At 46.8% G+C, this 26,920-nt stretch carries 31 protein-coding genes; 25 read left to right on the top strand and 6 right to left on the bottom strand.

Features of this window, described 5'->3' with window-relative positions; all coding sequences use genetic code 11:
- Positions 1–98 precede the first annotated feature (98 nt).
- The 7 genes from BUB43_RS08555 (at position 99) to sucC (ending at position 6,180) form a co-directional block, all read left to right on the top strand.
- Positions 99–362, top strand: coding sequence for a hypothetical protein (locus BUB43_RS08555; protein ID WP_073180187.1), 264 nt, complete (start codon positions 99–101; stop codon positions 360–362).
- Between the two features lie 4 nt (positions 363–366).
- A complete protein-coding gene (locus BUB43_RS08550; protein ID WP_073180185.1) occupies positions 367–1,056 on the top strand; it encodes a hypothetical protein in 690 nt (229 codons plus the stop codon).
- A gap of 259 nt (positions 1,057–1,315) precedes the next feature.
- Entirely contained in the window at positions 1,316–2,803 is a 1,488-nt protein-coding gene (gene hutH / locus BUB43_RS08545) for a histidine ammonia-lyase (protein ID WP_073180183.1), read from the top strand.
- Between the two features lie 36 nt (positions 2,804–2,839).
- Positions 2,840–4,171, top strand: a complete 1,332-nt coding sequence (locus tag BUB43_RS08540; protein ID WP_073180181.1) for a hydroxymethylglutaryl-CoA reductase, degradative — start codon at positions 2,840–2,842, stop codon at positions 4,169–4,171.
- Positions 4,172–4,213: 42 nt separating this feature from the next.
- Positions 4,214–4,600, top strand: a complete 387-nt coding sequence (locus tag BUB43_RS08535) for a DUF423 domain-containing protein (RefSeq protein WP_073180179.1) — start codon at positions 4,214–4,216, stop codon at positions 4,598–4,600.
- 42 nt (positions 4,601–4,642) lie between these two features.
- A complete protein-coding gene (locus BUB43_RS08530; protein WP_073180178.1) occupies positions 4,643–4,903 on the top strand; it encodes a hypothetical protein in 261 nt (86 codons plus the stop codon).
- Positions 4,904–4,989: 86 nt separating this feature from the next.
- Entirely contained in the window at positions 4,990–6,180 is a 1,191-nt protein-coding gene (gene sucC / locus BUB43_RS08525; RefSeq protein WP_073180176.1) for an ADP-forming succinate--CoA ligase subunit beta, read from the top strand.
- 74 nt (positions 6,181–6,254) lie between these two features.
- Here the strand turns inward: sucC and BUB43_RS08520 are convergent, their stop codons facing one another.
- From BUB43_RS08520 to BUB43_RS08510, 3 genes are all read right to left on the bottom strand, one after another.
- Complete coding sequence (locus BUB43_RS08520; RefSeq protein ID WP_073180174.1) at positions 6,255–7,130, bottom strand: mechanosensitive ion channel family protein; 876 nt, start codon at positions 7,128–7,130, stop codon at positions 6,255–6,257.
- A gap of 30 nt (positions 7,131–7,160) precedes the next feature.
- On the bottom strand, positions 7,161–9,056 hold the full coding sequence (locus BUB43_RS08515) for an ABC-F family ATP-binding cassette domain-containing protein (protein WP_073180172.1): 1,896 nt from the start codon (positions 9,054–9,056) through the stop codon (positions 7,161–7,163).
- Positions 9,057–9,230: 174 nt separating this feature from the next.
- Complete coding sequence (locus tag BUB43_RS08510; RefSeq protein ID WP_260200705.1) at positions 9,231–10,139, bottom strand: glycoside hydrolase family 25 protein; 909 nt, start codon at positions 10,137–10,139, stop codon at positions 9,231–9,233.
- Positions 10,140–10,201: 62 nt separating this feature from the next.
- Between BUB43_RS08510 and BUB43_RS08505 the strand changes: the two genes are divergently transcribed.
- From BUB43_RS08505 to deoC, 3 genes are read left to right on the top strand one after another with little or no spacing between them, the layout of a single operon-like run.
- A complete protein-coding gene (locus tag BUB43_RS08505; RefSeq protein WP_073180170.1) occupies positions 10,202–11,467 on the top strand; it encodes an NAD(P)/FAD-dependent oxidoreductase in 1,266 nt (421 codons plus the stop codon).
- Positions 11,464–12,138 carry a tRNA (guanosine(37)-N1)-methyltransferase TrmD gene (trmD, locus tag BUB43_RS08500; RefSeq protein ID WP_073180168.1) on the top strand — a complete coding sequence of 225 codons (675 nt, stop codon included), beginning with the start codon at positions 11,464–11,466 and terminating at the stop codon, positions 12,136–12,138. The genes BUB43_RS08505 and trmD overlap by 4 nt, the downstream gene beginning before the upstream one ends.
- Before the next feature lie 11 nt (positions 12,139–12,149).
- A complete protein-coding gene (deoC, locus tag BUB43_RS08495) occupies positions 12,150–12,896 on the top strand; it encodes a deoxyribose-phosphate aldolase (RefSeq protein WP_073180166.1) in 747 nt (248 codons plus the stop codon).
- A 33-nt stretch (positions 12,897–12,929) separates the two neighbouring features.
- Here the strand turns inward: deoC and BUB43_RS08490 are convergent, their stop codons facing one another.
- On the bottom strand, positions 12,930–13,280 hold the full coding sequence (locus BUB43_RS08490) for a T9SS type A sorting domain-containing protein (protein ID WP_073180352.1): 351 nt from the start codon (positions 13,278–13,280) through the stop codon (positions 12,930–12,932).
- A gap of 88 nt (positions 13,281–13,368) precedes the next feature.
- Between BUB43_RS08490 and hemB the strand changes: the two genes are divergently transcribed.
- From hemB to BUB43_RS08445, 9 genes are all read left to right on the top strand, one after another.
- Positions 13,369–14,358 carry a porphobilinogen synthase gene (gene hemB / locus BUB43_RS08485; protein ID WP_395858374.1) on the top strand — a complete coding sequence of 330 codons (990 nt, stop codon included), beginning with the start codon at positions 13,369–13,371 and terminating at the stop codon, positions 14,356–14,358.
- Between the two features lie 71 nt (positions 14,359–14,429).
- Positions 14,430–15,206: an LPS export ABC transporter ATP-binding protein gene (lptB, locus tag BUB43_RS08480; protein WP_073180163.1), complete on the top strand. Its 777-nt coding sequence runs from the start codon at positions 14,430–14,432 to the stop codon at positions 15,204–15,206.
- Positions 15,178–15,741: a cob(I)yrinic acid a,c-diamide adenosyltransferase gene (locus BUB43_RS08475; protein WP_073180162.1), complete on the top strand. Its 564-nt coding sequence runs from the start codon at positions 15,178–15,180 to the stop codon at positions 15,739–15,741. Before lptB ends, BUB43_RS08475 begins: the two co-directional genes overlap by 29 nt.
- A gap of 83 nt (positions 15,742–15,824) precedes the next feature.
- Entirely contained in the window at positions 15,825–16,445 is a 621-nt protein-coding gene (locus BUB43_RS08470) for a thiamine diphosphokinase (RefSeq protein ID WP_083541250.1), read from the top strand.
- Positions 16,446–16,456: 11 nt separating this feature from the next.
- Positions 16,457–16,918, top strand: coding sequence for a PIN domain-containing protein (locus BUB43_RS08465; protein WP_073180161.1), 462 nt, complete (start codon positions 16,457–16,459; stop codon positions 16,916–16,918).
- Entirely contained in the window at positions 16,911–17,117 is a 207-nt protein-coding gene (locus BUB43_RS08460; protein WP_073180160.1) for a hypothetical protein, read from the top strand. The genes BUB43_RS08465 and BUB43_RS08460 overlap by 8 nt, the downstream gene beginning before the upstream one ends.
- A 17-nt stretch (positions 17,118–17,134) precedes the next feature.
- A complete protein-coding gene (locus BUB43_RS08455) occupies positions 17,135–18,526 on the top strand; it encodes a type III PLP-dependent enzyme domain-containing protein (protein WP_073180159.1) in 1,392 nt (463 codons plus the stop codon).
- Positions 18,527–18,605: 79 nt separating this feature from the next.
- Positions 18,606–19,190 (top strand): Crp/Fnr family transcriptional regulator, encoded by a 585-nt coding sequence (locus BUB43_RS08450; protein ID WP_073180157.1) that lies wholly within the window; start codon positions 18,606–18,608, stop codon positions 19,188–19,190.
- A 53-nt stretch (positions 19,191–19,243) separates the two neighbouring features.
- Positions 19,244–19,873 carry an FMN-dependent NADH-azoreductase gene (locus BUB43_RS08445; protein WP_073180156.1) on the top strand — a complete coding sequence of 210 codons (630 nt, stop codon included), beginning with the start codon at positions 19,244–19,246 and terminating at the stop codon, positions 19,871–19,873.
- 44 nt (positions 19,874–19,917) lie between these two features.
- Here BUB43_RS08445 and BUB43_RS08440 read toward each other — a convergent pair whose 3' ends face one another.
- Positions 19,918–20,580, bottom strand: coding sequence for an HAD family hydrolase (locus BUB43_RS08440; protein ID WP_073180154.1), 663 nt, complete (start codon positions 20,578–20,580; stop codon positions 19,918–19,920).
- A 291-nt stretch (positions 20,581–20,871) separates the two neighbouring features.
- Between BUB43_RS08440 and BUB43_RS08435 the strand changes: the two genes are divergently transcribed.
- Both BUB43_RS08435 and speB read left to right on the top strand, forming a co-directional pair.
- The gene (locus tag BUB43_RS08435) at positions 20,872–22,299 is read left to right on the top strand and encodes a hypothetical protein (RefSeq protein WP_221404001.1); all 1,428 of its coding nucleotides are present in this window, start codon (positions 20,872–20,874) and stop codon (positions 22,297–22,299) included.
- 253 nt (positions 22,300–22,552) lie between these two features.
- Complete coding sequence (gene speB / locus BUB43_RS08430; protein WP_073180152.1) at positions 22,553–23,413, top strand: agmatinase; 861 nt, start codon at positions 22,553–22,555, stop codon at positions 23,411–23,413.
- Between the two features lie 91 nt (positions 23,414–23,504).
- On the opposite strand, the gene BUB43_RS08425 is transcribed toward speB, so the two are convergent.
- Complete coding sequence (locus BUB43_RS08425; protein ID WP_073180150.1) at positions 23,505–23,804, bottom strand: hypothetical protein; 300 nt, start codon at positions 23,802–23,804, stop codon at positions 23,505–23,507.
- Positions 23,805–23,972: 168 nt separating this feature from the next.
- Here BUB43_RS08425 and BUB43_RS08420 point away from each other — a divergent pair, with 168 nt between their 5' ends.
- The 4 genes from BUB43_RS08420 (at position 23,973) to BUB43_RS08405 (ending at position 26,876) form a co-directional block, all read left to right on the top strand.
- Positions 23,973–24,554, top strand: coding sequence for an alpha-ketoglutarate-dependent dioxygenase AlkB family protein (locus BUB43_RS08420; protein ID WP_260200701.1), 582 nt, complete (start codon positions 23,973–23,975; stop codon positions 24,552–24,554).
- 77 nt (positions 24,555–24,631) lie between these two features.
- Positions 24,632–25,111 (top strand): BON domain-containing protein, encoded by a 480-nt coding sequence (locus BUB43_RS08415; RefSeq protein WP_073180146.1) that lies wholly within the window; start codon positions 24,632–24,634, stop codon positions 25,109–25,111.
- Positions 25,111–25,530 (top strand): SH3 domain-containing protein, encoded by a 420-nt coding sequence (locus tag BUB43_RS08410; RefSeq protein WP_073180144.1) that lies wholly within the window; start codon positions 25,111–25,113, stop codon positions 25,528–25,530. The genes BUB43_RS08415 and BUB43_RS08410 overlap by 1 nt, the downstream gene beginning before the upstream one ends.
- 101 nt (positions 25,531–25,631) lie before the next feature.
- A complete protein-coding gene (locus BUB43_RS08405; protein ID WP_073180142.1) occupies positions 25,632–26,876 on the top strand; it encodes a dicarboxylate/amino acid:cation symporter in 1,245 nt (414 codons plus the stop codon).
- Positions 26,877–26,920: the final 44 nt, after the last annotated feature.

Genomic DNA, 26,920 nt, shown 5'->3' with positions numbered 1-26,920 from the left:
AACGCAGAAATAATTGCCGACCTGGAAACTCCGGCAGCTTAATGATGATAAATCTCCTAATTTTTTTAATCTCTTAAATCAACTTAATTTTTTTAAAAATGACTTACGAAGAATACCGGGCGAAACTACGCCCCCTGACCAACGAGGAACTCATCGGAAAAATCAACCAAGAAGTAGGGAAGCCAGGCTGGGTAGCAGCAAGAGGAAGATACCTTTCCGCACTTCGGGAAACCGTGCTGGAAAGAGGGATAGACGGTGGAGAAGCCGTGAAGCCAACAGGGCTTTCCCTGAAATACAAGGTGAAACTTGTGGGCAACAGAATTGTGCAACTGAAAGAATCGGGAGAATTTGGACAAATTTAAACAAATGAACAGAAACCTTTTAACCATAGAATTGCAGGGCCAAACAATCATCGGCAATGTGAATTTTTCCACGCCCTTTGCTGTGGAAGTCAAGATTTTTTCGCCATACCAAGGCTTGGTTTTAAGCAAAATCAACAAAGGTGAGGACTGGAACGCCGAGCAGCAATACAAAATTGCGGAGCACCTGCTGGAAGATTGCTACCGCTACAGCACAGACCTGATGAGGCATCGGGATTTGGCAAGGATGGAATTCGTGAAAATGCTGGGAATTCTAGACAAGTTCAACAGCCAGAACCGCTACGATTATATGAGAAACCGGGAGCAGCTGATGCGTGTATATGCGAAAAGCCAGCTGCCGCACTACAAGCCGGAAGAAGATGTGGACGGAAGAACGGCGCTGGAAATTTTCAACTTTATGGCGACTTGGATCGTGGTGAACGGGAAATTCCCGGATTTCAACATCCATTCCAGGCCGAAAGACAGGGTGCCGCCAAGATTCAGCCAGCTGGAAGAAAAGCTGAGAAACTATAACTCGAAAAGTACGGAGGAAAAGCTGCAGCTGCAGTTTCGCGAGATAGCGACAGAAAAGGCTACAGAATTTGCGTGGTTCCTGGAGCAGGAATTTGGCAGAGGAAGCTTGCCCGGCGAATTTATTGAAAGAAGAAAACGAAACGAATTGAAAAATGACGCGTAAACCTGCTGAAGCTGCTGCAGAATAAAGGCACCTATTCCTACGGGATCCCGAGAAGTAAATACCAAGGAATACTGCAGTATGAGCGCACGAAAATACGGCCCAATCCTCGGCTTGAATCCGGAATTGTCGTATAGGTTGTGAGGTTCCATATCTCTGCATTTTTTGATTTTGCAGAATTTAATGTTATTTTTGTTAAATTAATATTATGCAGATTTACAAATTATTTTGCATAATTTCCTTTCATTAATCACATTATAAAATGACCTACGGTACAGCATTTTTCAGTCTTGATGATGTATTAAAAATCCTAAGGCAGCCCAACAAGGCGAAATTGGATGACAAAGCCAGACAACAAATCCTCAAATCCCAGCAGAATGTGCGGGAAATCGTAGAATCCGACCGTACGGTATACGGCATTAATACCGGCTTCGGCCCACTCTGCGATGTGAAAATTTCCGAATCGGAAACCGCGCAGCTGCAGCACAATCTCATCATTTCCCACGCCGTTGGGGTGGGGCAGCCCCTCAGCAAAGATCTTTCTAAACTGATGATGATTACCAAGATCCACGCACTTTCCAAAGGCTTCTCGGGAGTTTCGCAGGAAGTGATCGAGCGCTTGCTTGTAATGCTGGAGAAAGACATCATCCCCGTAATCCCGGAGCAGGGCAGCGTAGGAGCATCTGGCGACCTCGCGCCGCTCTCCCATATGGTGCTGCCGCTGCTGGGGCTTGGCAAAGTTTGGCAAGGCAAGGAAATCCGCGATGCAGCACAAATTCTTCAGGAACACGGGCTGAAGCCGCTGACGCTAGGGCCGAAGGAAGGGCTAGGGCTCATCAACGGTACCCAGTTTATCCTGGCGCATGCCATCCTCGGGCTGGAAAAAATGGATTATCTGCTCGACCTTGCCGACCTCGCCGCCGCAATGTCGCTGGAGGCATACCTCGGCAATGCCAGTCCGTTCAAAAAAGAGCTCCACGAGATCCGCCCCTTTAAAGGTTCCAAAAAAGTGGCTGCCAGGATGCATAAAATTCTTAAAAAAACCGAGCTGGAGAGGGATGAGGAATACTACCGCGTGCAGGATCCGTACTCCTTCCGGTGCGTGCCCCAGGTGCACGGCGCCAGCAGAAATGCATTTTACCACCTCCGAGATCTTACTGAAATAGAGCTGAATTCGGTGACCGACAACCCCATAGTGCTGAGTGCGGAAGAATCCATCTCCGGGGGCAATTTCCACGGGCAGCTGCTTGCGCTGCCGCTCGATTACGCCACATTTGCCGCGGCAGAGCTGGGAAATATTTCAGACCGAAGGAGCTACCTCCTGCTCGAGGGCAAATTCGGCCTCCCGCGGCTCCTCACCGAGAGCTCCGGGCTGAATTCCGGATTTATGATTCCCCAGTACACCTCCGCGGCACTGGTTACGGAGAACAAGACGCTCTGCTTCCCGGCATCCGCAGATTCCGTGCCTACAAGCCTCGGGCAGGAAGATCATGTATCGATGGGCAGCATCTCCGGCAGGAAATTCCACAGGGTTCTGGACAATCTCGTGAATATTTTTGCCGTAGAACTGATGTTCGCCGCGCAGGGGCTGGAATTTCGAAGGCCCTCAAAATCCTCGCCGCTCATCGAAGAGAATTTTGAAATCATCCGTAGCGAAGTGCCAAAACTTGAAGACGACCGCCTGATTGGCGAGGATATGCTGAAAATCGCACAGATGATCAGAGAAAGGAAGTTTAAGGTTTCAGTTTAAATATTTTAGTCAGAATTAATTTTTAACCAAACAAAGATGACGCACAAGCCGGTTCAGGGTTTTTCCAAACTTAGCAAGGAGCAGAAGATCGATATCATTGTTAATGAATATCTGTCAGGAAACCAGGAGTTTACGAATATCCTCAAACAATATTGGAACGAAGACGAAAGCCTTCAGAAACTTCACGATGAGTTTTCAGAAAATACCGTGTCCAATTTTTATATGCCTTATGGCATAGCCCCTAACTTCTTGATTGACGGGAAATTAATGGCTCTGCCGATGGCCGTGGAGGAGAGCTCCGTAGTGGCAGCGGCATCCAAAGCAGCGAAATTCTGGCTGGAGCGGGGCGGCTTCCGCACCGAGATTCTCGGCACCACCAAACTGGGGCACACGCATTTTATTTTCCATACTTGTGCAGCGAAGCTTAGCGATTTTTTTCATAGAAATTTAAAGCAAAAACTTTTTGAGGCTACCGATCCTATCACCGCTAATATGCGCAGGCGCGGCGGCGGAATTCTCGATATAGAACTTATCGATAAAACCACGGAGCTGGCTGATTATTACCAACTTAAAGTTAGTTTCGATACGAAGGATTCAATGGGTGCCAACTTCATCAATACCTGCCTGGAGCGCATCGGCAGTACTTTGGAGGTAGAAATTCAGGCATCGGAGGAATTTTCTGACGAGGAAAAGCAGTCGCTTCAGGTGGTGATGAACATCCTCTCCAACCTCACTCCGCAGTGCCTCGTGCGTGCGGAGGTCAGCTGCAAAATAGAGGAACTGAAGGACGACAGCGGTATGCCGCCGGAAGTTTTCGCTGAAAAGTTCGGGCAGGCAGTCGCCATAGCTGAGGCGGAGCCCTACCGCGCTGCCACGCACAACAAAGGCATCATGAACGGTGTGGACGCCGTGGTGATCGCCACTGGCAACGATTTCCGCGCTACGGAAGCCTGTGTGCACGCCTACGCCTCTCTTGGAGGGAGGTACAGCTCGCTTTCGCACTGTACGGCAGAGGGCGGAATTTTCCGCTTCTGGCTCGATTTGCCCGTTGCCGTGGGCGTGGTGGGTGGCCTCACGGGGCTTCATCCGCTAGTAAAATTTTCTCTGGAGCTGCTGGGCAGGCCTTCAGCGCCGGAGCTTATGAGCATCCTTGCAGCCTCCGGGCTGGCGCAGAATTTCGCAGCTGTTCGCTCCCTGGTAACCACCGGCATACAGAAGGGACATATGAAGATGCATATGATGAATATCCTAAATCAGCACGGGGCAAATGCCGGGGAAAAAGAGGCTGTGCTGAAGCTGTTTCAGGACAAAACCGCCAGCCACCACGAGGTAATCGCCGCGCTGGAAAGTTTGCGGGGTAATTCTTAAAAATTTTTAATTTTAAATCCTATTTCTAAATCCTCAATTTCAATGAAAAACACAGTGTTGATATTCGGTGCGCTGTACGGGATGCTCTCGGTAATCTTGGGGGCGTTTGGTGCGCACGCATTCAAGAAGATTCTCTCGCCGGCGCAGCTGGAAAGCTTTGAAACCGGCGTACGCTACATGATGTACTCCGCATTTTATCTGCTGCTCGTAGGCTACATTTTGAACTTCCAGTCCGGGGCGGAGCGCTGGATAGGCTGGCTGATGATCATCGGCACACTGCTCTTTTCCGTAAGCATTTATCTGCTGAGTTTCCAGGAGAGCTGGGGTGTGAATCTCAGATTCCTCGGCCCCGTAACGCCCATAGGCGGCCTGATGATGATCATCTCTTGGGCTATGCTGATGTTCTATTTTTTCAAGTTAAAAAATTAACTGTAAATTCTTAATTTCGCTCAGAAACTTAACTCTAAAATTATGTTCTTCTTCATAGCAGGAAATTCTTCCAAACTTGCGGGTCAGGAAACGGTTCGCATCAACAGAAACGGCCAGGAGGTAAATGCCGAAGTCCGCGTTTTTAAAAATTATATTTCAGTATTTTTCATCCCGCTGATCCCCACAGGCAGGCGCTACAGCATCTACATACCCCATACGGGAGAGTATTATGAGCAGGGCGCCTTTTCTTCCATGCCGCCGGATTTGCTGGAGGTCTGTAGGGAGGTAGGCAGGAGATATTAAATTTCCGCACGGTATTTCTTCATTGCCAAACTTTTTCTAAATTTGTAAGCAAGAATTTGATTTCGAAATTTTAACATCATTATATTATGAATCTTCACGAGTATCAGTCCAAAGAGATTTTGGCTAATTACGGTGTAAACATTCAGCGCGGTTTCCTTGCCAACGATGTGCAGGAAGCGAAAGATGCCGCAGGAAAGCTGAAGGAAATGACCGGCAACGACGGCTGGGTTGTAAAGGCGCAAGTTCACGCCGGAGGCCGCGGAAAAGGCGGTGGCGTAAAGTTCTCGCCTACGATGGAAAAGCTGGAAGAAAATGCCAACAACATTATCGGGATGCAGCTCGTGACGCCGCAAACTTCCGCGGAAGGGAAGAAGGTGCACTCTGTGCTGATTGCGGAAGATGTGTATTACCCTGGTGAATCCGAAACGAAGGAATTTTATGTATCCATCCTTCTGGACAGGGCTCAGGGGAAAAATACCGTGGTTTATTCCACAGAAGGCGGTATGGATATTGAGCAGGTTGCAGAAGAAACGCCGCACCTAATCCACAAAGAAACCATCGATCCGGCCCTTGGCCTGCAGCCTTTCCAGGCGAGGAAGATTGCCTTCAACCTAGGGCTTTCCGGCGCTGCGCAAAAGGATTTTGTGAAATTCATCACCAGTCTTTACAATGCATACATCGGCATCGATGCTTCGCTTTTCGAAATCAATCCGGTGCTGAAAACTTCGGATGACAGAATCATCGCTGTTGATGCGAAAGTAACGCTGGACGGCAACTCGCTTTACAGGCATAAAGACCTTGCGGAACTTCGCGACAAAAGGGAAGAAGATCCGATGGATGTGGAGGCCGGTGAAGCGGGGCTGAACTTCGTGAAGCTGGATGGTAATGTAGCCTGTATGGTGAACGGTGCAGGGCTTGCAATGGCAACGATGGATATGATTAAGCTTTCCGGCGGAAACCCTGCAAACTTCCTGGATGTGGGCGGTACGGCTGATGCAGCAAGAGTAAAAACAGCGTTCGACATTATCCTGAGAGATCCAAATGTGGAAGCTATCCTCATCAATATTTTTGGTGGAATTGTGCGCTGCGATAGGGTGGCACAAGGTATTGTGGATGCATACAAGGAAATCGGCGAATTCCCTGTACCGCTGATTGTAAGGCTTCAGGGAACTAATGCCGAAGAAGCGAAAAAGCTTATCGATGAAGCAGGCCTGCCGATTCACTCGGTTATCACGCTGGAAGAAGCAGCAAACAAGGTGAAGGAAGTCGTAGCCTAATCATTAGCACTTATCAAAAAAAAATTTCCGCTCATAAATTGGGCGGAATTTTTTTTGCAAAATATTCAATGGAATCAGCTCTGCTCGCTATTTGAAATACTGACGCTCAGCGGCGTTATCAGGCTGATGCCATCATTCTTTAACCTGTTGTGAATCAGGACGATAGCCTCATTTCTGGCATTGAGGAAACTTGTGGTAGATGCCACGGAAAAGCTGACATTTAGATAAAACTTACCATCGGTTACCTTCGTGAAAAGCACCTGCACAGGATCGTCGATTTTATTTTTCCTATTAAGGTTTTCCAGTTCGCTGATGATGCTTTGCTGCGCCTTGTTTACATCCACATCCACCGGAATTTCCAAATCCAGAACCACGCGGCGCTGCGGCGATGCAGAAATGTTGAAAAATGGCGCATTGAAAATCACTTGGTTCGGTATGAAGACCACCTTGCCATCATCGGTTATCAGCTTGGTTGTAAGAAAACCGATATCGCTCACAGTTCCGGTGTAGTTCGCAAGCTGGATGTAATCGCCAGCACGGAAGGATTTATCCACACCCACCAAAATCCCCGAAAACATTGATGCCACCAAGTCGCGCAAAGCCACACCGGCAATCACACCGGCTACACCAAGGCTTCCGATGAATTTCCAGAGAACGCTGCTGAGGCCCATAATTTCCAGCGAAAGGAAGGTGCCCAGAAGCACGAACATAAATCTGAATAAGCCCACCAAAGAGACTGCGGTGGTGCGCCCCTGCCCCTTAGGCAAAAATTTGTTCAGGAGTTTCACGGTGGTTTCGCTGAGCCATCGGCTTCCCTTCAGAAAAAGGAAAAACACGATGAGCCCGGCAATAAGGTTGGGCGTGAATGCCGCAAACTGCTTGTACCAGCGTTCCAGCGTGTGATAGACGATGTCGATGTAGGACATCGTTTGTTGCGTAATATCGTTCATCGAAAAAATTTGAGCAAAAATAGTGAAAGTTTAGCCAAGTACTTCCTGAAGCTCCAGCCAGCGCATTTCGTGCGCTTCCAGCCGTGAAGAAATTTCTTCTAATCCTGCGGAAAGTTCGGAAATTTTTTGGTAATCGGTTTCGTTGTTCAGCGCATTAAGAATTTCGCCGCGCCTTTCTTCCAACACTGGCATTTCTCTCTCAATCGTTTCCAGCTCGCGCTTTTCTTTGAAGGAGAGTTTGCGGCTTTGCTTTGGGGTTATTTCCGTAACGCTCTCATTCTCAGTATATTTCTTAGCAATTTCTGTATCCTGAGATTTGTTTTCGGCTGGCTGGTTTTTCGCAAATTTCTCGCGGTATTCCGTGAAATTCCCTGTAAAGTCGCGGATTTTTCCATCGCCTTCAAAGGCCAGGATGTGATCCACAATTCTGTCCATAAAATACCGGTCGTGCGAAACGATGAGCAGGCAGCCCTGGAAATTCTGCAGAAAATTTTCCAGCACGGTGAGTGTCGGTAAATCTAGGTCGTTCGTTGGTTCGTCAAAAATCAGGAAGTTTGGGTTTTCGTACAGCACCTTCATCAGCTGTAGCCGCCGCTTTTCGCCGCCGGAAAGTTTGGCAATGGGTGAATACTGCGTCTGGTCGTCAAACAAAAACATCCGCAAAAACTGCGATGCGGAAATCACTTTCCCGTTGGCCAGCGGAAAATTTTCCGAGATTTCCCGGATGAAATCTATCACCCTTTCATCCTCGTTGAACTGAATTCCTTTTTGGGAAAAATGCCCGAAGCTTATCGTTTCGCCGGTTTCAATTTCGCCGGAATCTGCAGGCTCATTACCCAGAATAATGTTCAGCAGGGTAGATTTTCCTGCGCCATTTTTCCCGATGATTCCCACCTTTTCGCCGCGCTGAAAATGGTAGCTGAAATCTTTTAGCAGCACTTTTTCGCCATAGCTTTTGGAAATATTTTTTAGTTCAAGAATTTTTTTGCCCAGCCGTTTCATCTCAAAATCCAGTTCCAGGCTCTGCTTTCTCGTATCGGATTTCGCAATTTTTTCCGTTTCGTAGAAGGCATCAATCCGTGATTTCGATTTTGTGGTGCGGGCTTTTGGCTGCCGCCTCATCCACTCCAGTTCCTTGCGGTACAGGTTGTTCGCCTTGTCGATTGTTGCGTTCAGGTTTTCCTCCCGTATCATTTTGTTTTCAAGGTAGGTGGCGTACGAACCCTGGTGTACAAAGAGCTGGCGGCCTTCCATTTCCCAGATTTTATCGCATACTGCATCCAGGAAGTATCGGTCGTGCGTTACCAGCAGCAGCGTAATTTTCGCCTTGTTCAGGTAGTTTTCTAACCATTCCACCATATCCACATCCAGGTGATTCGTCGGTTCATCCATTATCAGCAGTGTGTGGCGGTGCTCCGCCCTTGTTTCGGTAAGCAGCTTGGCAAGCGCTACGCGTTTCACTTCACCGCCGGAAAGATGCCCCATTTCAGCATTCAAGTCGTTGATTTTCAGCTGACTGAGAAACTGTTTCATCTCCGTTTCCAAATCCCAGGCTTTATGCAGTTCCATTTCTGCAAGTGCGGTTTCCATTTCTACGGCGCTTCCCGTTTCTAAAGCTTTTCGGTAATTTTTCAAAGCTAAAATAGGTGCGGAATCCAGCGTCATCATAAATTCTTCCACGGAAAGTTTCGGGTCGAATTCAATTTCCTGATCGAAGAGCACGATTTGGATATCCTTGCTAACGGAAATTTCGCCGGAATCTGCAATTTCCCTGCCCATCAGAATTTTCAGCAGGGTAGATTTTCCGCTGCCGTTCTTCGCCACGATTGCGATTTTATCGCCCTCATTCACATTAAACGCAATCCCTTCAAACAGGACTTTCACGCCAAAAGACTTCGTAAGGTTTTCTGCGGAAATGTAGTTCACGCCTTAAGATAAAAGATGATGATAAATGATGATTGATTCTCTTCTAATTTGTAAAAATACGGATTTAGGTTTTCATCCGTTGTTGTAAACTCAGCGTCATAGATTTTTACTCTTCTATAAGCTTTAGGTTCACAGCGTTTCCTTATCAATTGTCAATTTTTAATTGATTGTTCATTAATCAATCCCCATTCGTCGCAACGCGAACATTCCGCCGTTGAACACATTGAGGTCAACCTTGGTGTTAATACCGTGTACGATGCCGTTTTCCGAAAATTGCCAAAACCGCCATTCATCGCTTGGTGAAGGCGTTTTCACGGGATTGTAATTGGCGAGCCACAGTGGATAATCGTCAAATTCGCCGCGAAGGTTGTCCTTGTAAAAATGGTAGTAGGTGTATATGATGGGCTTTCTGCCGTAGGCATCTTCCATTATGCGGCACCAGATTTTCAAATCCTGTATCAGCTGTGTCTTCGTCTTTCGCAGCGGGGGTTTTTCTATGTCAAGAACTGGCGGCAGATCACCTGTTTCCAAATTTACCTTAGCCAAAAAGTTATTAGCCTGAAGCACAGGGTCTTCATCCGGCCGGTAAAAATGGTAAGCGCCGCGGATTAAATTGTGCTGCTTGGCTTTCTGCCAGTATTCCGGGAAATGCCGGTCTGCACTGTGGTTTCCCATCGTAGAGCGCAGGATGATGAAGCGTATCGGGATGCTGCCGCTGCCAATGCTCAGGCTGTCCCACTTTATATCTTCCTTCCTTTGGTAGTGCGAAATATCGATGCCGAAAACCTTGTCCGTATTTTCGGAAATGATGGTATGGATTCTGTTCCGCTCAAACTCCGTGTTCGTCAGCGTTTTATGCTCAAATTTATTGAAACAGCTCGCCCAGTGAAACGCGATTTTATCCTTAAAAGTAATGAACAGCCCGGCGAAAAAGAACACCAGCAGAAATGCACCGAAGAGTATGATTTTCAGTCGGTTGCCTTTGGCTTGCGGTTTCGCCGGCTTTTTCTTTTTCCTTGCTTTTTTCTTCGCTTGGCTCATCGGCTGCAAAAATATCGTTTTATCTTTAAGAAAAATTAACATTAAAAATCTTTAAAACCAAGCCTAAGAATTTTCAGCCGCGAAAATATCAGTATTTTTGTCCCATGAAAAAGAGGGAAAAAATTGTAATAGTAGGAGGTGGCTTTGCCGGGCTGCAGCTGGCGCAGAAGCTGAACAACCAGAAAGGTAAAAAGGTGATAGTGATAGACAAGGTAAACCATCATATGTTCCAGCCGCTGTTCTACCAGGTAGCTTGCGGCCGTATCGAGCCGAGCAACATTTCCTTCCCGTTTAGAAAAATCTTCCAACGCTCCAACAATATCCAATACCGGATGACGGATGTGCAGAGCGTAGTGCCGTCGGAAAATAAAATCATCACCTCCGATTCTGAATTTACTTACGATAAACTCATCATCGCTACCGGGTGTAAAACTAATTTTTTCGGTAATAAAAATATGGAAGATAATGCCTTCGGGATGAAAAACACTCAGGAGGCAATAAAAATAAGGAACCATATTTTGATGACTTTTGAGAAGCTGATCATCGAAAGAGGAAGAAGTGATGAGGGCAACTGGAATATCGTGATCGTAGGAAGCGGCCCTACCGGCGTGGAGCTGGCAGGAGCCTTCGCGGAGATGAAGAACGAAATCCTCCCGCGGGACTACCCGAATATGAATTTCCGGAAGCTGAAAATCATCCTCGTAAGCACCACCGACAAACCACTCAGCTCAATGAGCACACAATCTCAGGACGCAGCGGAGAAATACCTCAAAGATTTCGGCGTGGAGCTGGTAGTGCAAAAGGTGGAAGACTACGACGGCAGCACGGTTTACCTATCCAACGGTACGCAGATCCCTGCCTGCAATGTAATCTGGGCGGCAGGCGTTACCGGCAACATTATCGATGGCTTTATGCCGGAACAGATTATGCGCAACCGCTACATCGTAGACCGTTTTAACAAAATAAAAGGTACGGAAAACATATTTGCCATCGGCGATGTCGCCTATATGGAAACACCGAAATATCCGCACGGGCACCCGCAGCTCGCCAATGTGGCAATTAATCAGGGCAAAAATCTTGGCGACAATTTACTGAAAGAATCCCAAGCAGATTGGCAAGAATACGAATATACCGACCTAGGCAGTATGGCTACCGTGGGGAAACACCGCGCCGTGGTAGATCTGCGGCATCTCAAATTTCAGGGCGTGCTGGCGTGGTACTTCTGGATGTTCCTCCACCTTATGCTTATCCTTTCAGTGAAGAACAAGCTTGCAGTGTTCTTCAACTGGATGTGGGCGTACTTCAACAGGGATTCTTCGCTAAGGCTGATCATCGCCTCTGCCAATAAAGAGAGCGCAACAGAGCAGTGAGGATTGATATAATATCTGCCGTACCGGACCTGATGCTGAGCCCGTTCCGCACCTCCATACTGAAAAGGGCTATGGAGAAAGGCCAGGCCGAGGTCGTTTTTCACGACATAAGAAACTGGTCTTCAAACAATTACCGCCAAATAGATGATGCGCCATACGGTGGCGGCGCAGGAATGGTGATGATGGTGGAGCCTCTGGACAAATGCATCAGCGAACTGAAATCTCAGCGGCACTACGACGAGATTATCTACCTCACCCCCGATGGGGAAACGCTGAATCAGAAGACGGCGAATACCCTCTCCATCAAGGAAAATCTGATATTTGTCTGCGGGCATTACAAGGGCATCGACCAGCGCGTGCGCGACCTGCACATTACCAAAGAAATTTCCATCGGAGATTATGTGCTCACCGGCGGAGAGCTCGCAGCCTGCGTGCTTGCGGATGCCGTAATCCGCCTGCTGCCCGGTGTGCTGAATGACGAGCAGAGCGCCCTTACCGACAGCTTTCAGGACAACCTTCTCTCGCCGCCGATCTACACCCGGCCGGAGGTCTACAAAGGCTTAAAAGTTCCCGATGTTTTGCTGAGTGGGAATTTCTCGAAAATAGAGCAGTGGCGGCACGATGAGGCACTACGCATCACCGCGGAAAGGCGCCCGGATCTTTTGGATTAAACAAAAATTTAATGATGAAAATCCAGGATTATATTGATTCCACCTATCTGAAACTTCCTGAACAGGCTGGAATTTCGGAAGAAGAAACCTGGCAGAAAGTATTGGACTTGGCTGATGAAGCCGATGCAGAAAATTTCTATGCCGTGATGATCCGCCCGAATTTCGTAAGACCGGTGAAGGAATATTTAGCAAAAAAAGATTCCAGAGTAAAAGTAGGAACGGTGATAGGTTTCCACGAAGGAACGGCTACTGTAGGGGAGAAACTTGCGGAAGCCCGCCAGGCGATAGATGACGGGGCCGATGACTTGGATTTTGTGATAAATTTCGAAGCATTTAAAAATGGACAGATCAATTTCGTCCGCGATGAGGTGCTTCAGTGCACCAAACTGGGAATCGAGAACGGCAAAACGGTGAAATGGATCATCGAAATCGCCGCACTCCGAGAGGCGCAGATTGCAGATATTACCAACCTGATTCGTGAAGTCGCAGAGGCAAACTTCACTGCCGACGAGCAGGAGCATATTTTTGTAAAAAGCTCTACCGGCTTTTACAAAACTGAAAACGGAAAGCCCAACGGCGCCACCGTGGGAGGCATTAAAATAATGAAAGAAAATGCAGGCCCGCTGAAACTCAAGGCGGCGGGCGGCGTGCGAAGCCGAAAAGAGGCGGAGGAAATGATCAAACTTGGCGTTACCAGAATAGGGACTTCTTCTGCGGCGGCTATATGTAAGGACCTGGGCAGCGCATCCGGCTACTAAAAATAAACGCTCAGTGTTTGCTGAGCGTTTGAGTTAAATTTTTACTATCTGCGATACCTTCTGAGTACCGTCTTCCAGCGTGTATTTCATCAGGTATTTGCCGGAGCGCAGCTTATCAAGAGAAATTTCCGCACTGTTTCTGTTCACATTTACCTGAAAAACCTGCACACCGAGTATGGAATAAAAAGCCACTGTCTTTATTTTCGTATTACCGTCCTTTACCTTTAGGATTATGAAATCCCGGGCGGGGTTGGGGTATGCCACCAGAATCCCGTCATCCGCTTTCTGAACTGCCGGAGAAGGCTCGGTGGCGGGATTGGCATTTGCATTAAACCCGCTGAAAAACAGTGCAAAAAGGAAAAACGAGTATAAAAATTTTTTCACACGCTTCAGATTTATTCGCACAAAAATATTAAATTCCAAAATAAGATTCAAGCATTTTTATCATTAATTTTGCATTAACAAAAATTTAATAATGCAATACCATAGAAACCGACGCCTGCGCGCCAGCGAGGCGCTGAGAAGCCTGGTGAGGGAAACAGTTTTATCCCCGGCAGATTTTGTGCTGCCGGTGTTTGTGATAGAGGGCAGCAGCCGCAGGGAGGCCATTAGCTCTATGCCCGGCGTTTCCAGGCTGTCCATAGATCTGTTGGTAAAAGAATGCCGGGAACTGTATCAGCACGGGGTGAGGGCAGTAAACATTTATGCAAAAATTTCCGAAAACCTGAAGGACAATGCCGGCACGGAAGCCTGGAACAGAGACGGGCTGATGCAGCGTGCCATCCGGGAGGTGAAAAATGCTGTCCCGGAGATGGTTTTGATGCCGGATGTGGCACTTGATCCTTACTCGATGTACGGGCACGACGGGATTATCACCGAAGGGAAAGTGGATAACGATTCTACCAACGACGCTCTGGCGCGTATGGCGGTATCCCAGGCGGAGGCGGGCGCGGACATCGTGGCGCCGAGCGATATGATGGACGGCAGGGTGGCGGCTATCCGCGAGGCGCTGGAGGAAAATAATTTTAAAGATGTGGGCATCCTGAGCTACAGCGCGAAATATGCGAGCTCTTTCTACGGCCCATTCCGCAATGCGCTGGACAGTGCCCCGAAGGATTTTGAAAACATCCCGAAGGACAAAAAAACTTACCAGATGGATTTCCACAACTCCCGCGAGGCGCTGAACGAGGTTTATAAAGATGTGGAGGAAGGAGCAGACATCATTATGATAAAGCCCGGAATGCCCTACCTGGACATTGTGGCGAAAGTTCGGGAAGCCATAGATTTGCCTATCGCCGTGTACCACACCAGCGGTGAATATGCTATGCTGAAGGCAGCTGCAGCCAGCGGCTGGGTGGATAATAACCTGGCACTGATGGAAAGCCTGACCTGCATAAAGAGGGCCGGAGCGGATATGATCTTCACCTATGCCGCGAAAGAGGCGGCGAAGCTTCTGGGCTAAAATTTATGCCGACCTCCGGCGGCGGAGGTTTTTTGGGGAAAAGAAACTCTTAAATCCGTAAGTTTGCAGGTATGATACTCCGTGGGGAAGAACTCGTAAAAGAGTATGGCCAGAAAAAAGTAGTAAAAGGCGTTTCGGTAGAAGTCGCGCAGGGGCAGATCGTCGGCCTGCTAGGCCCGAATGGCGCCGGAAAGACTACCTCGTTCTACATGATTGTGGGCCTCGTGAAGCCTACTTCCGGAAAAATTTTCCTTGACAATAAAGACATTACGCGCGATGCTATGTACCGGCGCGCGCAGAAGGGCATAGGCTATCTGGCGCAGGAAGCCTCGGTTTTCCGCAAACTTACCGTGGAAGAAAACATTATGGCGGTACTGCAGCTCACCAAACTTCCGAAAAAGGAGCAGCGCAGAAAGTGCGAAGAACTGATAGAAGAATTCTCTCTCGAGCATGTGAGGAACAACCGAGGAGACCTGCTTTCCGGAGGAGAAAGGCGGCGTACCGAAATTGCGCGCTGCCTGGCAACCAGCCCGAATTTTATATTGCTGGATGAGCCGTTCGCCGGTGTGGACCCGATTGCTGTGGAAGATATTCAGAAAATCGTACGGAGCCTTGTGGATAAAAATATCGGCATTCTGATTACCGATCACAATGTGCAGCAGACGCTTGCCATTACCCATAAAACTTACATCATGTTCGAGGGGAGGATCCTGAAGGAAGGTTTGCCGAGAGATTTGGCAGATGATCCTGAAGTGCGTGCCGCCTATCTCGGAGAAAACTTTGTTTATCAGGATATTTTGGGTAAAGATACAGAAAGCAGTGAAAATATACACGAAAACCGGCGATAAAGGTGAGACCGCGCTTTATGGCGGCACAAGGGTTTCCAAGGCTTCAGCACGGGTGGAAAGCTACGGCAATATCGATGAGCTGAATGCTGCCATAGGCTTTGCGAAAAGCTGGATTGCCGATGAAGCGGTTTTAAACCAACTGAAAAAAATACAGTTTGACTTGTTCACGGTGGGTTCAGAAGCTGCCACACCAATCGACAAATTGATGCTTGCCAACGGAAAACCAAGACTGCCGCTGACGATTTCGGAAAAGGAAACCGAGGAGCTGGAGCAGTGGATGGATGCCCTGGATGAACAGCTGGAGCCGCTGCAATTCTTCATTCTGCCAGGCGGCGGAAAAGCTGCCGCGGCGCTTCACCTCTGCAGAACCGTGTGCAGAAGGGCGGAGCGCAGCCTGGTTTTCCTGAAGGAAACTGAGGAAGTTCGTGCGGAATTGGTGCAATATCTCAACCGGCTTTCGGATTATCTCTTCATTTTGGCGCGCTACATTTCGAAAATTGAAGGTGAAGCGGAAGAGTTTTGGAAACCGAGATAACTAAGGTAAAAGTAAAAATACAAAAGGTAAAAGGTAAAAGTAAAAAGTCTTGCTTCTTGGCTCTCAATCCTAAGTCTGATTTAGTGAAGAAATCCCTGCTATTTATAAATGGAACGCCGCCGGAAGTTTTGCCGCAGGTTACCGGCTATGATTTAATCGGCTGTACAGACGGTGCGTTTCATTATTTGAAGGCGAAAAATTTTCCGCTGGAGGAGTTGAATTTTATTTCGGGAGATTTCGATTCCTGGGAGGGTCTTCCGGAGGAAGAATTTGCGGAGAAAATCATTAAAACGCCAAATCAGGACTTTACGGATTTTCAAAAAGCGCTGCAGATTTTGCAGGAAAAAGGCGCAAAAAGCGTGGATGTTTTCGGTGGCAGCGGAAAGGAAATGGATCACTTTTTGGGAAATCTTTCGGCCGCGTTTCAGTTCAAAGACAAAATGAACATCCGCTTTTTCGATGAGTTTTCGGAATATTTTTTTGCGCCGAAGCATTTGGTAATGGAAAATGTTGCAGGCAAAATGATTTCGCTTTATCCGTTTCCAACGGCGGAAAACATCACCACCAAAGGTTTGAAATGGCCATTGAACAATGAAAACCTGAGCCAGACCGGAAGAATAGGCACACGAAATCTGGCGGTAGAAGATTTGCTGGAAATTTCGTTTGAGAGTGGCGCTTTGCTGGTTTTCATCGGGAATGATTAATTTTACCGCCAATGCAAAAACAGAGAATTTACATAGATACATCGGTAGTTGGCGGGTATTTTGATGAGGAGTTTAAAATTCCGACCGAGGCTTTTTTCGAAAGGGTTTTTCAAAGAGAAATCGTTTTGATTGTATCGGATTTGTTGGTATCAGAGCTTCAGCCTGCACCTGAAAGAGTGCGGAATTTCTTTGACAATTTTGAGAATGATTTTTTCGAAAAGGTACGGGTCAATCAAGAGGTAAAAGCATTGGCATTGAAATACTTGGAAGCTAATGTTGTTGGAAGAACGAGTTTGGCAGATTGTGAGCATATTGCAATGGCCACAATTTCCGGAGCAGATGCGTTGGTCAGCTGGAATTTCAAGCATATTGTAAATTTGAACAGAATCCGTGGCTACAATGGTATCAATTATCAGCTGGGCTATAAAATGATAGAAATTCGTTCACCCAAAGAATTATTGCATTATGGATAAATCGATTGAAAAAAAACAGAAGATAAGTATGGTGAAATTGTTGAGGGAAATCCGTGACAAGATGAGCCTTGAAATGATGGATATGACTTTTGAGGAACAGCGTGAATATCTGGATAAAAAACTGGAGGGTACAATGTTCGACAAAAAGCTGAGAGAAAAGCCGCAGGATAAAACTTTTTCACCAAATTTGCAGACTTAAACCACGCGATTTTTACGATGAAGATAAAGTATTCCGAACTGATTGACCAGACGCTGTACTTCCCAACGGAGGAATTTCACACCGAGGAGAACAACCTGTTTTTCCACGATATTCCATTGATGGAAGTGATTGAGGAGTTTGGTACTCCATTGAAAATCAGCTATTTACCGAAAATTTCTCAGAATATCAACCGGGCTAAAACCTGGTTTAAAGAGGCCTTCGAAAAGCACGATTATCAGAAGAAATACACCTATTGCTACTGCACGAAATCATCGCATTTCAGCTTCGTGCTGGAGGAAGCGCTGAAGAACAGAATCAGCATTGAAACTTCGTCGGCATACGATATGGACATCGTGAAATCCCTTTACAATAAAGGGAAATTCGGGAAAAGCATTGAGGTAATCTGCAACGGTTTCAAGACGGATGATTATCTCGATAAAATTTCTGACCTGATAAACGACGGCTTCGAAAACATTATCCCGATTATCGATAATTACCGCGAACTCGACAGATTGACGGAGAGCATCGATAATACTTTTGACATCGGCATCAGAATAGCTTCCGAGGAGGAGCCGAAGTTCGAATTTTATACATCCAGGCTGGGCATCGGGTACAAGGACATCATCCCGTATTATTCGCAGAAAATCGCGGAGCATCCGAACGCACGGCTGAAAATGCTGCACTTCTTCATCAACACTGGCATCAAGGATACGGCGTACTACTGGAATGAGCTTTATAAATGCCTCAGGGTTTATGCCAGGCTGAAGAAAATCGCGCCAGAAGTGGATTCGCTGAATATTGGCGGCGGTTTCCCGATAAAAACCTCGCTGAATTTCGATTACGATTATCAATATATGGTGGATGAGATTGTTTCCCAAATCAAAAAATTCTGCGAGGAGGAGGGCGTGGAAGAGCCGAATATTTATACCGAGTTCGGAAGTTTCACGGTGGGAGAAAGCGGTGCGAATCTTTACCAGGTGATTTCCCAAAAACAGCAGAACGACAGGGAAAAATGGAATATGATAGATTCGTCTTTTATGACGACTTTGCCCGATACCTGGGCAATTTCCCGCCACTTCATAATGCTGCCGATAAACCGCTGGGATGATACTTATGAGCGCGTTTTCCTGGGCGGATTAACCTGCGATTCCGACGATTATTATAATTCCGAGCAGCATACCAATGCGATTTATCTGCCGGTTTTCAGCGACACGAAGCCTTTGTACATCGGCTTTTTTAACACCGGAGCTTATCAGGAAAGCATCAGCGGTTATGGCGGCGTACACCACTGCCTGATGCCGCAGCCAAGGCACATCCTGATTGATAAGGATGAGGACGGCAACTTTATTTATGAAATCTTCCGTGAAAAGCAGGAGCCGGAAGATGTGCTGAAACTGCTGGGCTATTAAGTATAATTAAGCCCTGTAGTGATTAAAATTCTTGTTGGACTTTACAATTAAGAATTCCTTTCTTAATATTTATAGTAAGATGAATATTGAGCCTTTACTGAAAAATATCTCGAAACATGTTATTTTAAATGACACAGAGATTGAATTGGTATCAAATTTTTGGCGTGAGAAAAAAATAAATCGCGGAGAATATATTTTAAGAAACGGAGAAACCTGTAAATACGATTCATATATTTTAAATGGTGCCGTAAAAGCGTTTTACATTGATAGCGGGCGGGGTACTGAAAAAATTCTCTTTCTTGGAGTAGAAGATTGGTGGGCATCAGACATTCATAGTTTTTCAACAAATACCAAATCAATCTTTAATATCCAAGCAATAGAAAATACAACACTACTTCAAATTTCTCAAAATAGTTATGATAAAATGATATTGGAGATTCCAAAACTTGAAAAGTATTTTAGAAAAATTCTTGAAAGCTATCTAGGCACTTTACAGAGAAGAATTGTTGCTAATAATACACTCTGTGCCGAAAAAAGATATTTGGAATTTATTATACAATATCCAAAGTTATCAGAACGATTCCCTCAATACCTTATTGCTTCATACCTTAACATATCACCGGAAATGCTTAGCAGAATAAAAAATAGACTTCCATTGAACTAAATCAATATTTTCAAAAAAACTTTCGAATAATTTCGCAGAGAAAAATCAAAACTATGCGAAAAATTTTAATTGTAAATTCCAGCACAAGAATCCATGCTTCTCAAAGCAGAGCTATGACAGGTTTTTTTCAGGAAATATGGAAAATGAACAATCCAAACGATGAGTTTATTTTTAGAGATGTAGGTTTACAGCCAATTCCTCATATTGATGATAATTGGATAAAGGCTGCATTCATCAAACCGGAAGATAGAACCATTGATAATCAAAAACCGCTCGAGCTTAGTAATTTATTAGTTGATGAAATAAAATCCGCTGATATTTATGTAATCGGCGTTCCTATGTATAATTGGTCTATACCAAGCTCTTTGAAAGCGTATATCGACCAAATAATGAGAATTAATGAAACATGGAAGTTTCGCTCTGGAGAACCTGACGGTGATTATGTTGGCTTACTGGAAGATAAAAAATTATTTGTGCTATCTGCCCGTGGTGATAATGGGTATGCATCTAATGAACATAATGCCCATATGAATTTTCAAACTACCTATCTTCAAACGGTTTTTAAGATTATGGGTGTTGCAGATATTAAAATCTTCTCCATTGATAATGAAGAATATGGTGGCGAAAAGTTAGAAAATTCTCGGAAAGAAATTTTTGCTAAAATAGCTGATATAAAATATTGATTATCCTTCACGCAAATATTTTAAAGTAAAAGGTATCAGGATTTTCACCCAAAAAACCTTTCCAGCTTCCCAACTTCCAAATCCGCGAAATCATCCACAATGATGTTGGCAAGTGCATAATCCTGACCCTTGCTGTGCGGGCTTCTGTACGCCGCGCAGAAAATCCTGGCACGGTGGGCAGCCAGAATTCCATTCGTAGAATCTTCGATAACCAGGCAGTTTTCCTTCGGTTCGGTGGCAATTTCCGCAGCCTTCTCGAAAATCTCTGGGTGCGGCTTCGATTCCCGTAAATCCGCACCGGAAATTTTGCCGATGAAAAAGTCGCCTAGCCCAAAGCGTTCGAACACCCAGTCAATCGTCGTCATACTCGCCGAAGAAGCCAGCACCAGCCTGATGCCGTGCTCAAAATAATGCTCAATCAGCTTTCGCACGCCTGGCAAAAGGTCAAAATCCGCATCGTGGTCAAAACAATGCTTGAAGTACCGCCGCTTAATTTCCGCGATTTCCTCCGGCGATTCCTGCAGCCCGAATTTCTCAATCAGCGCATTGCACACACGCTTCGTGGAAGCACCGGTGAAGGTGGCGTAGAACTCTTCCGAAACCTCAATCTTCAGGTCATCAAAAGTGCGGAAATACGCCTTCCGGTGCAGCGGCTCGGTATCCACAATCACCCCATCCATATCGAAAAGCACAGCTCTCAGCGGCATCGTCAGAATTTTCCTGCAAAGGTACGGCAAATCGTGATTTTAGAAAAAACGGGTTGAATTATACTTTTGGCGTGCCGCTGCACTTCGGTCGTTTCGGCGCTCGCTTCGCTCGCGCGCACCACTCCCTTCGTTTGCGTCGGGCTATCCGCTGCAAGTCCTCATTCCGCTGCGCTGCATTGCGGGCTTTCCGCTGCTATCCCTCACGCAGAATTCCGCAGTGTTCTTAGAGGTTCATTTTAAATAGTAAATCTCAAAAACATTTTCTTCCCTACCTTTGTAGAAAATACCTTTATGAAAAAACTTCTTCCTTCAATCATCGCAATCAGCGCCCTTTGCAATGTGGCGTGCTCAACTTCAAATATGGAAACTACACCGATAAAATACACCGCGCAAACCAATCCCTATCTGGCTCCGGCTGGCAGCGCAAGTATGCACGCCGACGGGCACTCCTCCGATGCTACGCCTGCGAAAGGCCCAGGCGCTACGGAATGGGATATTCAGTTTTTCAATCTCGAAGGCACCTGCCCAACCGTGATGGTAGGCACCGATGGCTTCATCCTAACGATGAATACTTCGCCAACCCGTGAATTCCCGCCGAGAGTCTTGCTACTCGATCCGGAAACTGGACAAGTCCTCAGCAAAATTTCCGTGGCACAGGGCTCGCTGCTTGGCGGCACCTATGCCTATATGGATCACAAAAACCGCGTGGTTTTGGTGGATGGCAATTCGCAGCTTCTGCGCATCGCTCACAGTAATGATGGTAAAAAATTATTCATAGATGAGCAGACCGACCTTTCAGAATTTATGAAACAGGTGGAAGGCGATGCCGCAACTTCCCTGATGCCCGATTTTAAAGGCAGAGTTTGGATTGGCACAGGAAAAGCCCGCGTAGCAATGGTGGATGAGAACGGCAAGGTGCACGGAATTGACCTTGGCAGCAAAGAAGAGACGATTGATAATTCCATATCCACGGCGCCGGAAGGTGTGGGCGTTACCACTTCGCACGCGATGTACCTGCTGAATGTGGATGAAAACGGCGCGCCGAAAATCCTTTGGCGCAAGGCTTACGACCGTGGCTCTCACCGCAAACCAGGGCAGTTGTCCTGGGGGACAGGTGCTTCGCCGACTTTCTTCGGGCCAAACGGTTCTGATTTCGTGATGCTTACCGACAATGCCGACCGTCAGGAAAATCTCATCATCCATCGCACCAAAGACGGCGAAATCCTGCACACCACCGGCATTTTTGAGCCTGGTGCTTCCGGTACGGAATGCTCGATGATCGGCGTGGGCAATATGGTCATCGGCGAATCCACCTACGGTTATCCGTACCCTGCCTATCCGGAAAGCGCGGGCAAATCCGTTCCGGAAAATGCGCCCTTTGCACCCGGACTTGCACGCTGGGACATCACGCCAAGCGGACTTCAGCTGAAGTGGAAAAAAGACATCTACTCAGCTACTGTTCCACGCCTGGCTTGCGGCGATGGCATCGTGTATCTCTATGAGCGCAAACCTGAAAAAGATGGCAAGCTCGGCAAAGTTTTACAGGCACTGGCAGTGGATGCAGCAACCGGCGAAATCCTGCACGCACAAAGCATTCCGGGCGATATTGACGGGCAGGGCTTAGACCCGATTCAGATGGTGGGCGTCATCACCGAAGACGGCGTTTGGTGGCAGGGCACACTGATGGGAATGCTGCGGATAAAGGCGAAGAAGAAGTGATATATTACTTCTCATAAAAACTTTAAACTCTTAGGGCGTGCCCGGTCTTTTGCTGCCAACGCCATTCAGCAAAAGACCGGTCGGGCTATCCGCTGCAAGTCCTCATTTCGCTGCGCTTCATTGCGGGCTTTCCGCTACTATCCCTCACGCATTATTGCCGCAGGAAGACCTGAATAATCTTTTTTATTTTTGCCAAATCTTCTAACTTTTGTACATTGAACCTTAAACTTTTTAAACCTTAAACCCATAAAAGATGACTTACGCCGGAATTCCTGAAGAAAATGCCACGCTGGAAAATTCAAAAGTGATGCTGCTTAGCGTGCCTTACGACGGCACATCAACCTGGGGAAAGGGCGCCGATAAAGGCCCGGAGCTTTTCCTAGATGCATCCGAAAATATGGAGCTGTACGACATTGAAACCGGCACGGAGCCTTACCTGGAAGGCGTTTGGTTTGCCGGGGAAGTTGCCGAAAATTCTTCGCCAGAAGCGATGACCGATGCCGTTTACCGAAAAACCAAGGAGCTGATGCAGCACGATGGCAAGCTGTTCACGCTTTTCGGCGGGGAGCATTCCGTGTCGATTGGCTCTATCAGGGCTTTTGGCGAGAAATACCCTGACCTTACGGTGTTGCAGCTGGATGCCCATACGGATTTGCGGCCGGAGTTTCACGGCTCGGCGTGCAATCACGCCTGCGCAGTTTTCGAAGCATCGCAAAAGCTGAATTTGGTGCAGGTGGGCATCCGTTCCTGCGACATCGAGGAAATGCAGTTCGTGAAGCCGGAAAATATGTTCTGGGCGCACGACATCGCAAAAGATGCCAACTGGATTGACAGGGTTTTGGAACGTGTTTCTGGAAATGTGTACATCACGATTGATTTGGATGCCTTCGATCCTGCCATTGCACCATCTACCGGAACGCCAGAGCCAGGCGGCTTGCAGTGGTACCCAGTCCTGAAATTGCTGAGAAAAGTTTTCGAGAAATGCAATGTGGTAGCCTTTGACATTGTGGAACTGATGGATTCTGCAATGCCGAAGCCTACGGCATTTCTTGCCGCGAAACTCTATTACAAAATGCTGGCGTACTACCATAAAGCAGGCGGCCGAAAGCTTTAGGCAGGAAGAATCTTTGTGAATTTTTCAAGCCGCGCAGTTTTTTTTGTGATTTTAGCGTAATACTTCTTCTGAAATATGTCAATCAGGAGGGCTAACGGCTTGTAATTTTCTGTAATGCTGTAATGAGGGCAAATATGGAGAGCTGCATTAGTGCAATATAGGGAGCAGATCTGATGCCTTCGGAATTATATAAAACAAAATAAATCATCACAAAAGGTATTTGAACAAGCCACGCCCACCAATTTCTAAGCAGAGCATCAAATCCTCTTATAATAAAAGAACTACCGAGGAAGAAACCTGAAATACCAACATTAAAAGCGAATACGATTAGTAGAACTAAAATGTAGGCTAAAAGGATAATTCCCAAAACAGTAAAAATTGCAGAAAGCATAATGGGTTACAGTTTTTCAATATTCCTTAAGGATTTTGCTTCTTCTTCACTGGCGACGCTTTCTCAGGGTATTGGAAATTTTGAGAACAAGCTTAATGCCAGCCAGTCAAAATTACAAAATAATTTAGTAATACAAGCCTTAACCTCAACCTTATTAATCATTTACCCTTGAAAAACCTTCTTCCAAAAGATGGCGATGCGGTTTATTTCGGAAAAGTATTTTCCTCGGAGGAATGCGAATTTTGGATGGATTACCTGCTGAGGGAAATTCCGTGGAGGTGCGATGAGGTGCTGATGTTCGGCAAGACGATTTTTACCAAAAGAAAAGTGGCGTGGTTTGCCGATTGGGAAATGGAATATCGCTATTCCGGGAAAACAAGGCGCGCGGAAATCTTCCCGGAAAAATTGCGGGAACTGAAAACTGCTGCCGAAGAAATTTCCGGTGCGAAATTCAATTCCTGCTTGCTGAATCTTTACCAGGACGGCTCCCAGGGAATGAGCTGGCACAGCGATGATGAGAAGGAAATGCTGCACAGCACGGGCATTGCAGCGCTGTCTTTCGGTGCGGAGCGGAAGTTTGTATTTCGGCATAAAATCACGAAGGAAAAAGCGGAGCAGGTTTTGGAAAACGGCAGCCTACTACTAATGAAGGGCGATACGCAAAAATTCTGGCAGCATTCCTTACCAATTTCGAAAAAAATTAACGCACCGAGGATCAGCCTGACTTTCCGTACCGTGGCCAAGATTTGAAAAAGTTTTCCACAATATTTGCAGAATTGGAATTTATTCCTACTTTTACAGCATAAACGAAAATTAAATTTATCAAAATGAAAAAATCATTCGTAGTTTCTGCATTGGCATTGGCAATGTCTTTCGGCGCAGTTTCATGCAAGAAAAAAAAGGTAGATACCGTGGCGCTGCAAAACCAGGCGACAGAGATGGTAGCCGGTAATCCTAATGCAAGTGTAACTGTAGACCAGAATGGTGTGGCTCACCTGCAGGGTACTTTCTCGTCTGCTGAGGAGCGCGATGCGGCGATCAGTCAGCTGAAGGGGATCAAGGGTATCAAGGATGTGATGGATATGACGACGGTTGCAGAACCTGTTCAGACTGCTTCTGCGGTGGACCCTGCAGTTCAGCAGCGCGTACAGGACGCAGTGAAGGACTACCCAGGCGTGAAAGTGGAGGTGGTAAACAACGAGCTTACCCTTACAGGAAATGCCACGCCTGAGCAGGCAAGAAAAATCAAGGAATCCGTAGATGCCTTGAAGGTGGGAAAAGTTAACTATAATTACGAAGTAAAATAATGAGCGCACTACAGGATAAATACGCAAGCGTGATTTCTGCGGCTAAGACTGCAGGCATCACCGGCCTACAGGTACAAGAGCAGGACGGCATCCTATATGTTTCCGGAAACGCGGCGAACAGCACGGCGAAGGATTCCGTGTGGAACGCTTTGGGCGCCATAGATCCTACATACACTGCCAACGATATCAACCTGGATGTGCAGGTTTCCGGCCTGGCTTCCGGCACCAACCTTACCGTGGCTACCGAGGAAACTGGTCTGAATATCCGCAGGGAGCCTTCTACAGAAGCCGATGTGGTGGCAAAAGCCGCTAAAGGATCGCTGGTAACGCTGGTTGAGCAAACCTCTGACGACTGGTGGAGAGTGAAAACTTCCAACGGCGAAGAAGGCTACGCATATGCGCGCTATCTGAAAGCTTAAAAATTCAAAATTTTCTTAATGAATCTCCTTCTGCAGCGGCAGGAGGATTTTTTTTAGCAAAACTCGATGAAAATTCCTTATTTTGTATCGAATTATTATTTATGAAATCTCAGAACAAACTCTTTTGGGCTATCATTATTGCTTTAGTTCTTGGTGTGGCCCTGGGCGCGGTAGTCCATTTTTATCAGCCTGAAACTGCCGACAGTTTCTCGAAAAATATTAAGCTGCTCGGCGTAATATTCATACGCGCGGTACAGATGATTATTGCACCGCTGGTTTTTACTACGCTGGTGGTGGGCATAGCGCGGATGAGCGATATGAGCATGATCGGCAGGGTAGGCGGCAAGGCAATGCTTTGGTTCATTACGGCATCGGTGGTGTCGCTTTTTATCGGGCTTATACTTGTCAACTGGATGGAGCCGGGAAAGGTGATGAATCTTAGTATCGAGGATACATCTGGTGCAGGTGAGCTCATTTCTCATACCAAATCTTTCAGCCTGGAGGATTTTGTAAACCATGTAGTGCCGAAGAGTGTTTTCGAGGCATTAGCTGTGAACGAAGTTCTCCAAATTGTAGTATTTTCCGTAATGTTCGGCATCGCGCTCGCCAGCCTCGGCCAGCATTATTCTAAGCCAGTAGTAGAATTTCTTGACATATGTGCGCAAGCCATCCTGAAAATGGTAGGCTACATTATGTGGCTGGCACCGATGGGCGTGTTTGGCTCTGTTGCGGCAATAGTCGCTACTAAGGGCTTTGAGATATTTACCGTTTACGCCGTTTATCTAAGGGATTTCTTCTTTGGGCTGCTGGTGCTTTGGCTGGTACTGATGCTTGCGGGGTATATCATCTTAGGAAATAGGCTGTTCTCGCTTCTGCGCCACATCAAGGAGCCGCTGCTGATCGCATTTTCCACCACCAGCTCGGAGGCAGTATTCCCAAAGCTGGTGGAGGAGCTGGAGAAATTCGGCTGCAACAAACAGATAGTCTCTTTCATTCTGCCACTGGGCTATTCCTTTAACCTGGACGGGAGTATGATGTATATGACTTTCGCCTCCATATTCATCGCGCAGATATACGGTATCGAGATGAGCATTGGCCAGCAGATAGTGATGCTCCTCGTGCTGATGCTCACTTCCAAAGGCATCGCAGGGGTGCCGCGCGCCAGCCTCGTTATCATCGTGGCTACCTGCTCCATGTTCGGAATCCCACCGGAGGGGATTGCTTTGATTCTCCCGATCGACCATTTCTGCGATATGGGCAGGAGTATGACGAATGTCCTCGGCAATGCCCTGGCCACTACCGCAGTCTCCAAATGGGAAGGCGAGCTCGCCGAAGAGGTGGCATAAGCTGATGCGCAGCCCATACTTAAAAACTGCATAATATTACTTAA

Origin of the sequence: Cruoricaptor ignavus (assembly GCF_900141665.1) — a bacterium.
Lineage (GTDB): Bacteria > Bacteroidota > Bacteroidia > Flavobacteriales > Weeksellaceae > Cruoricaptor > Cruoricaptor ignavus.
This window is presented reverse-complemented; position numbering and strand designations above follow the sequence as displayed.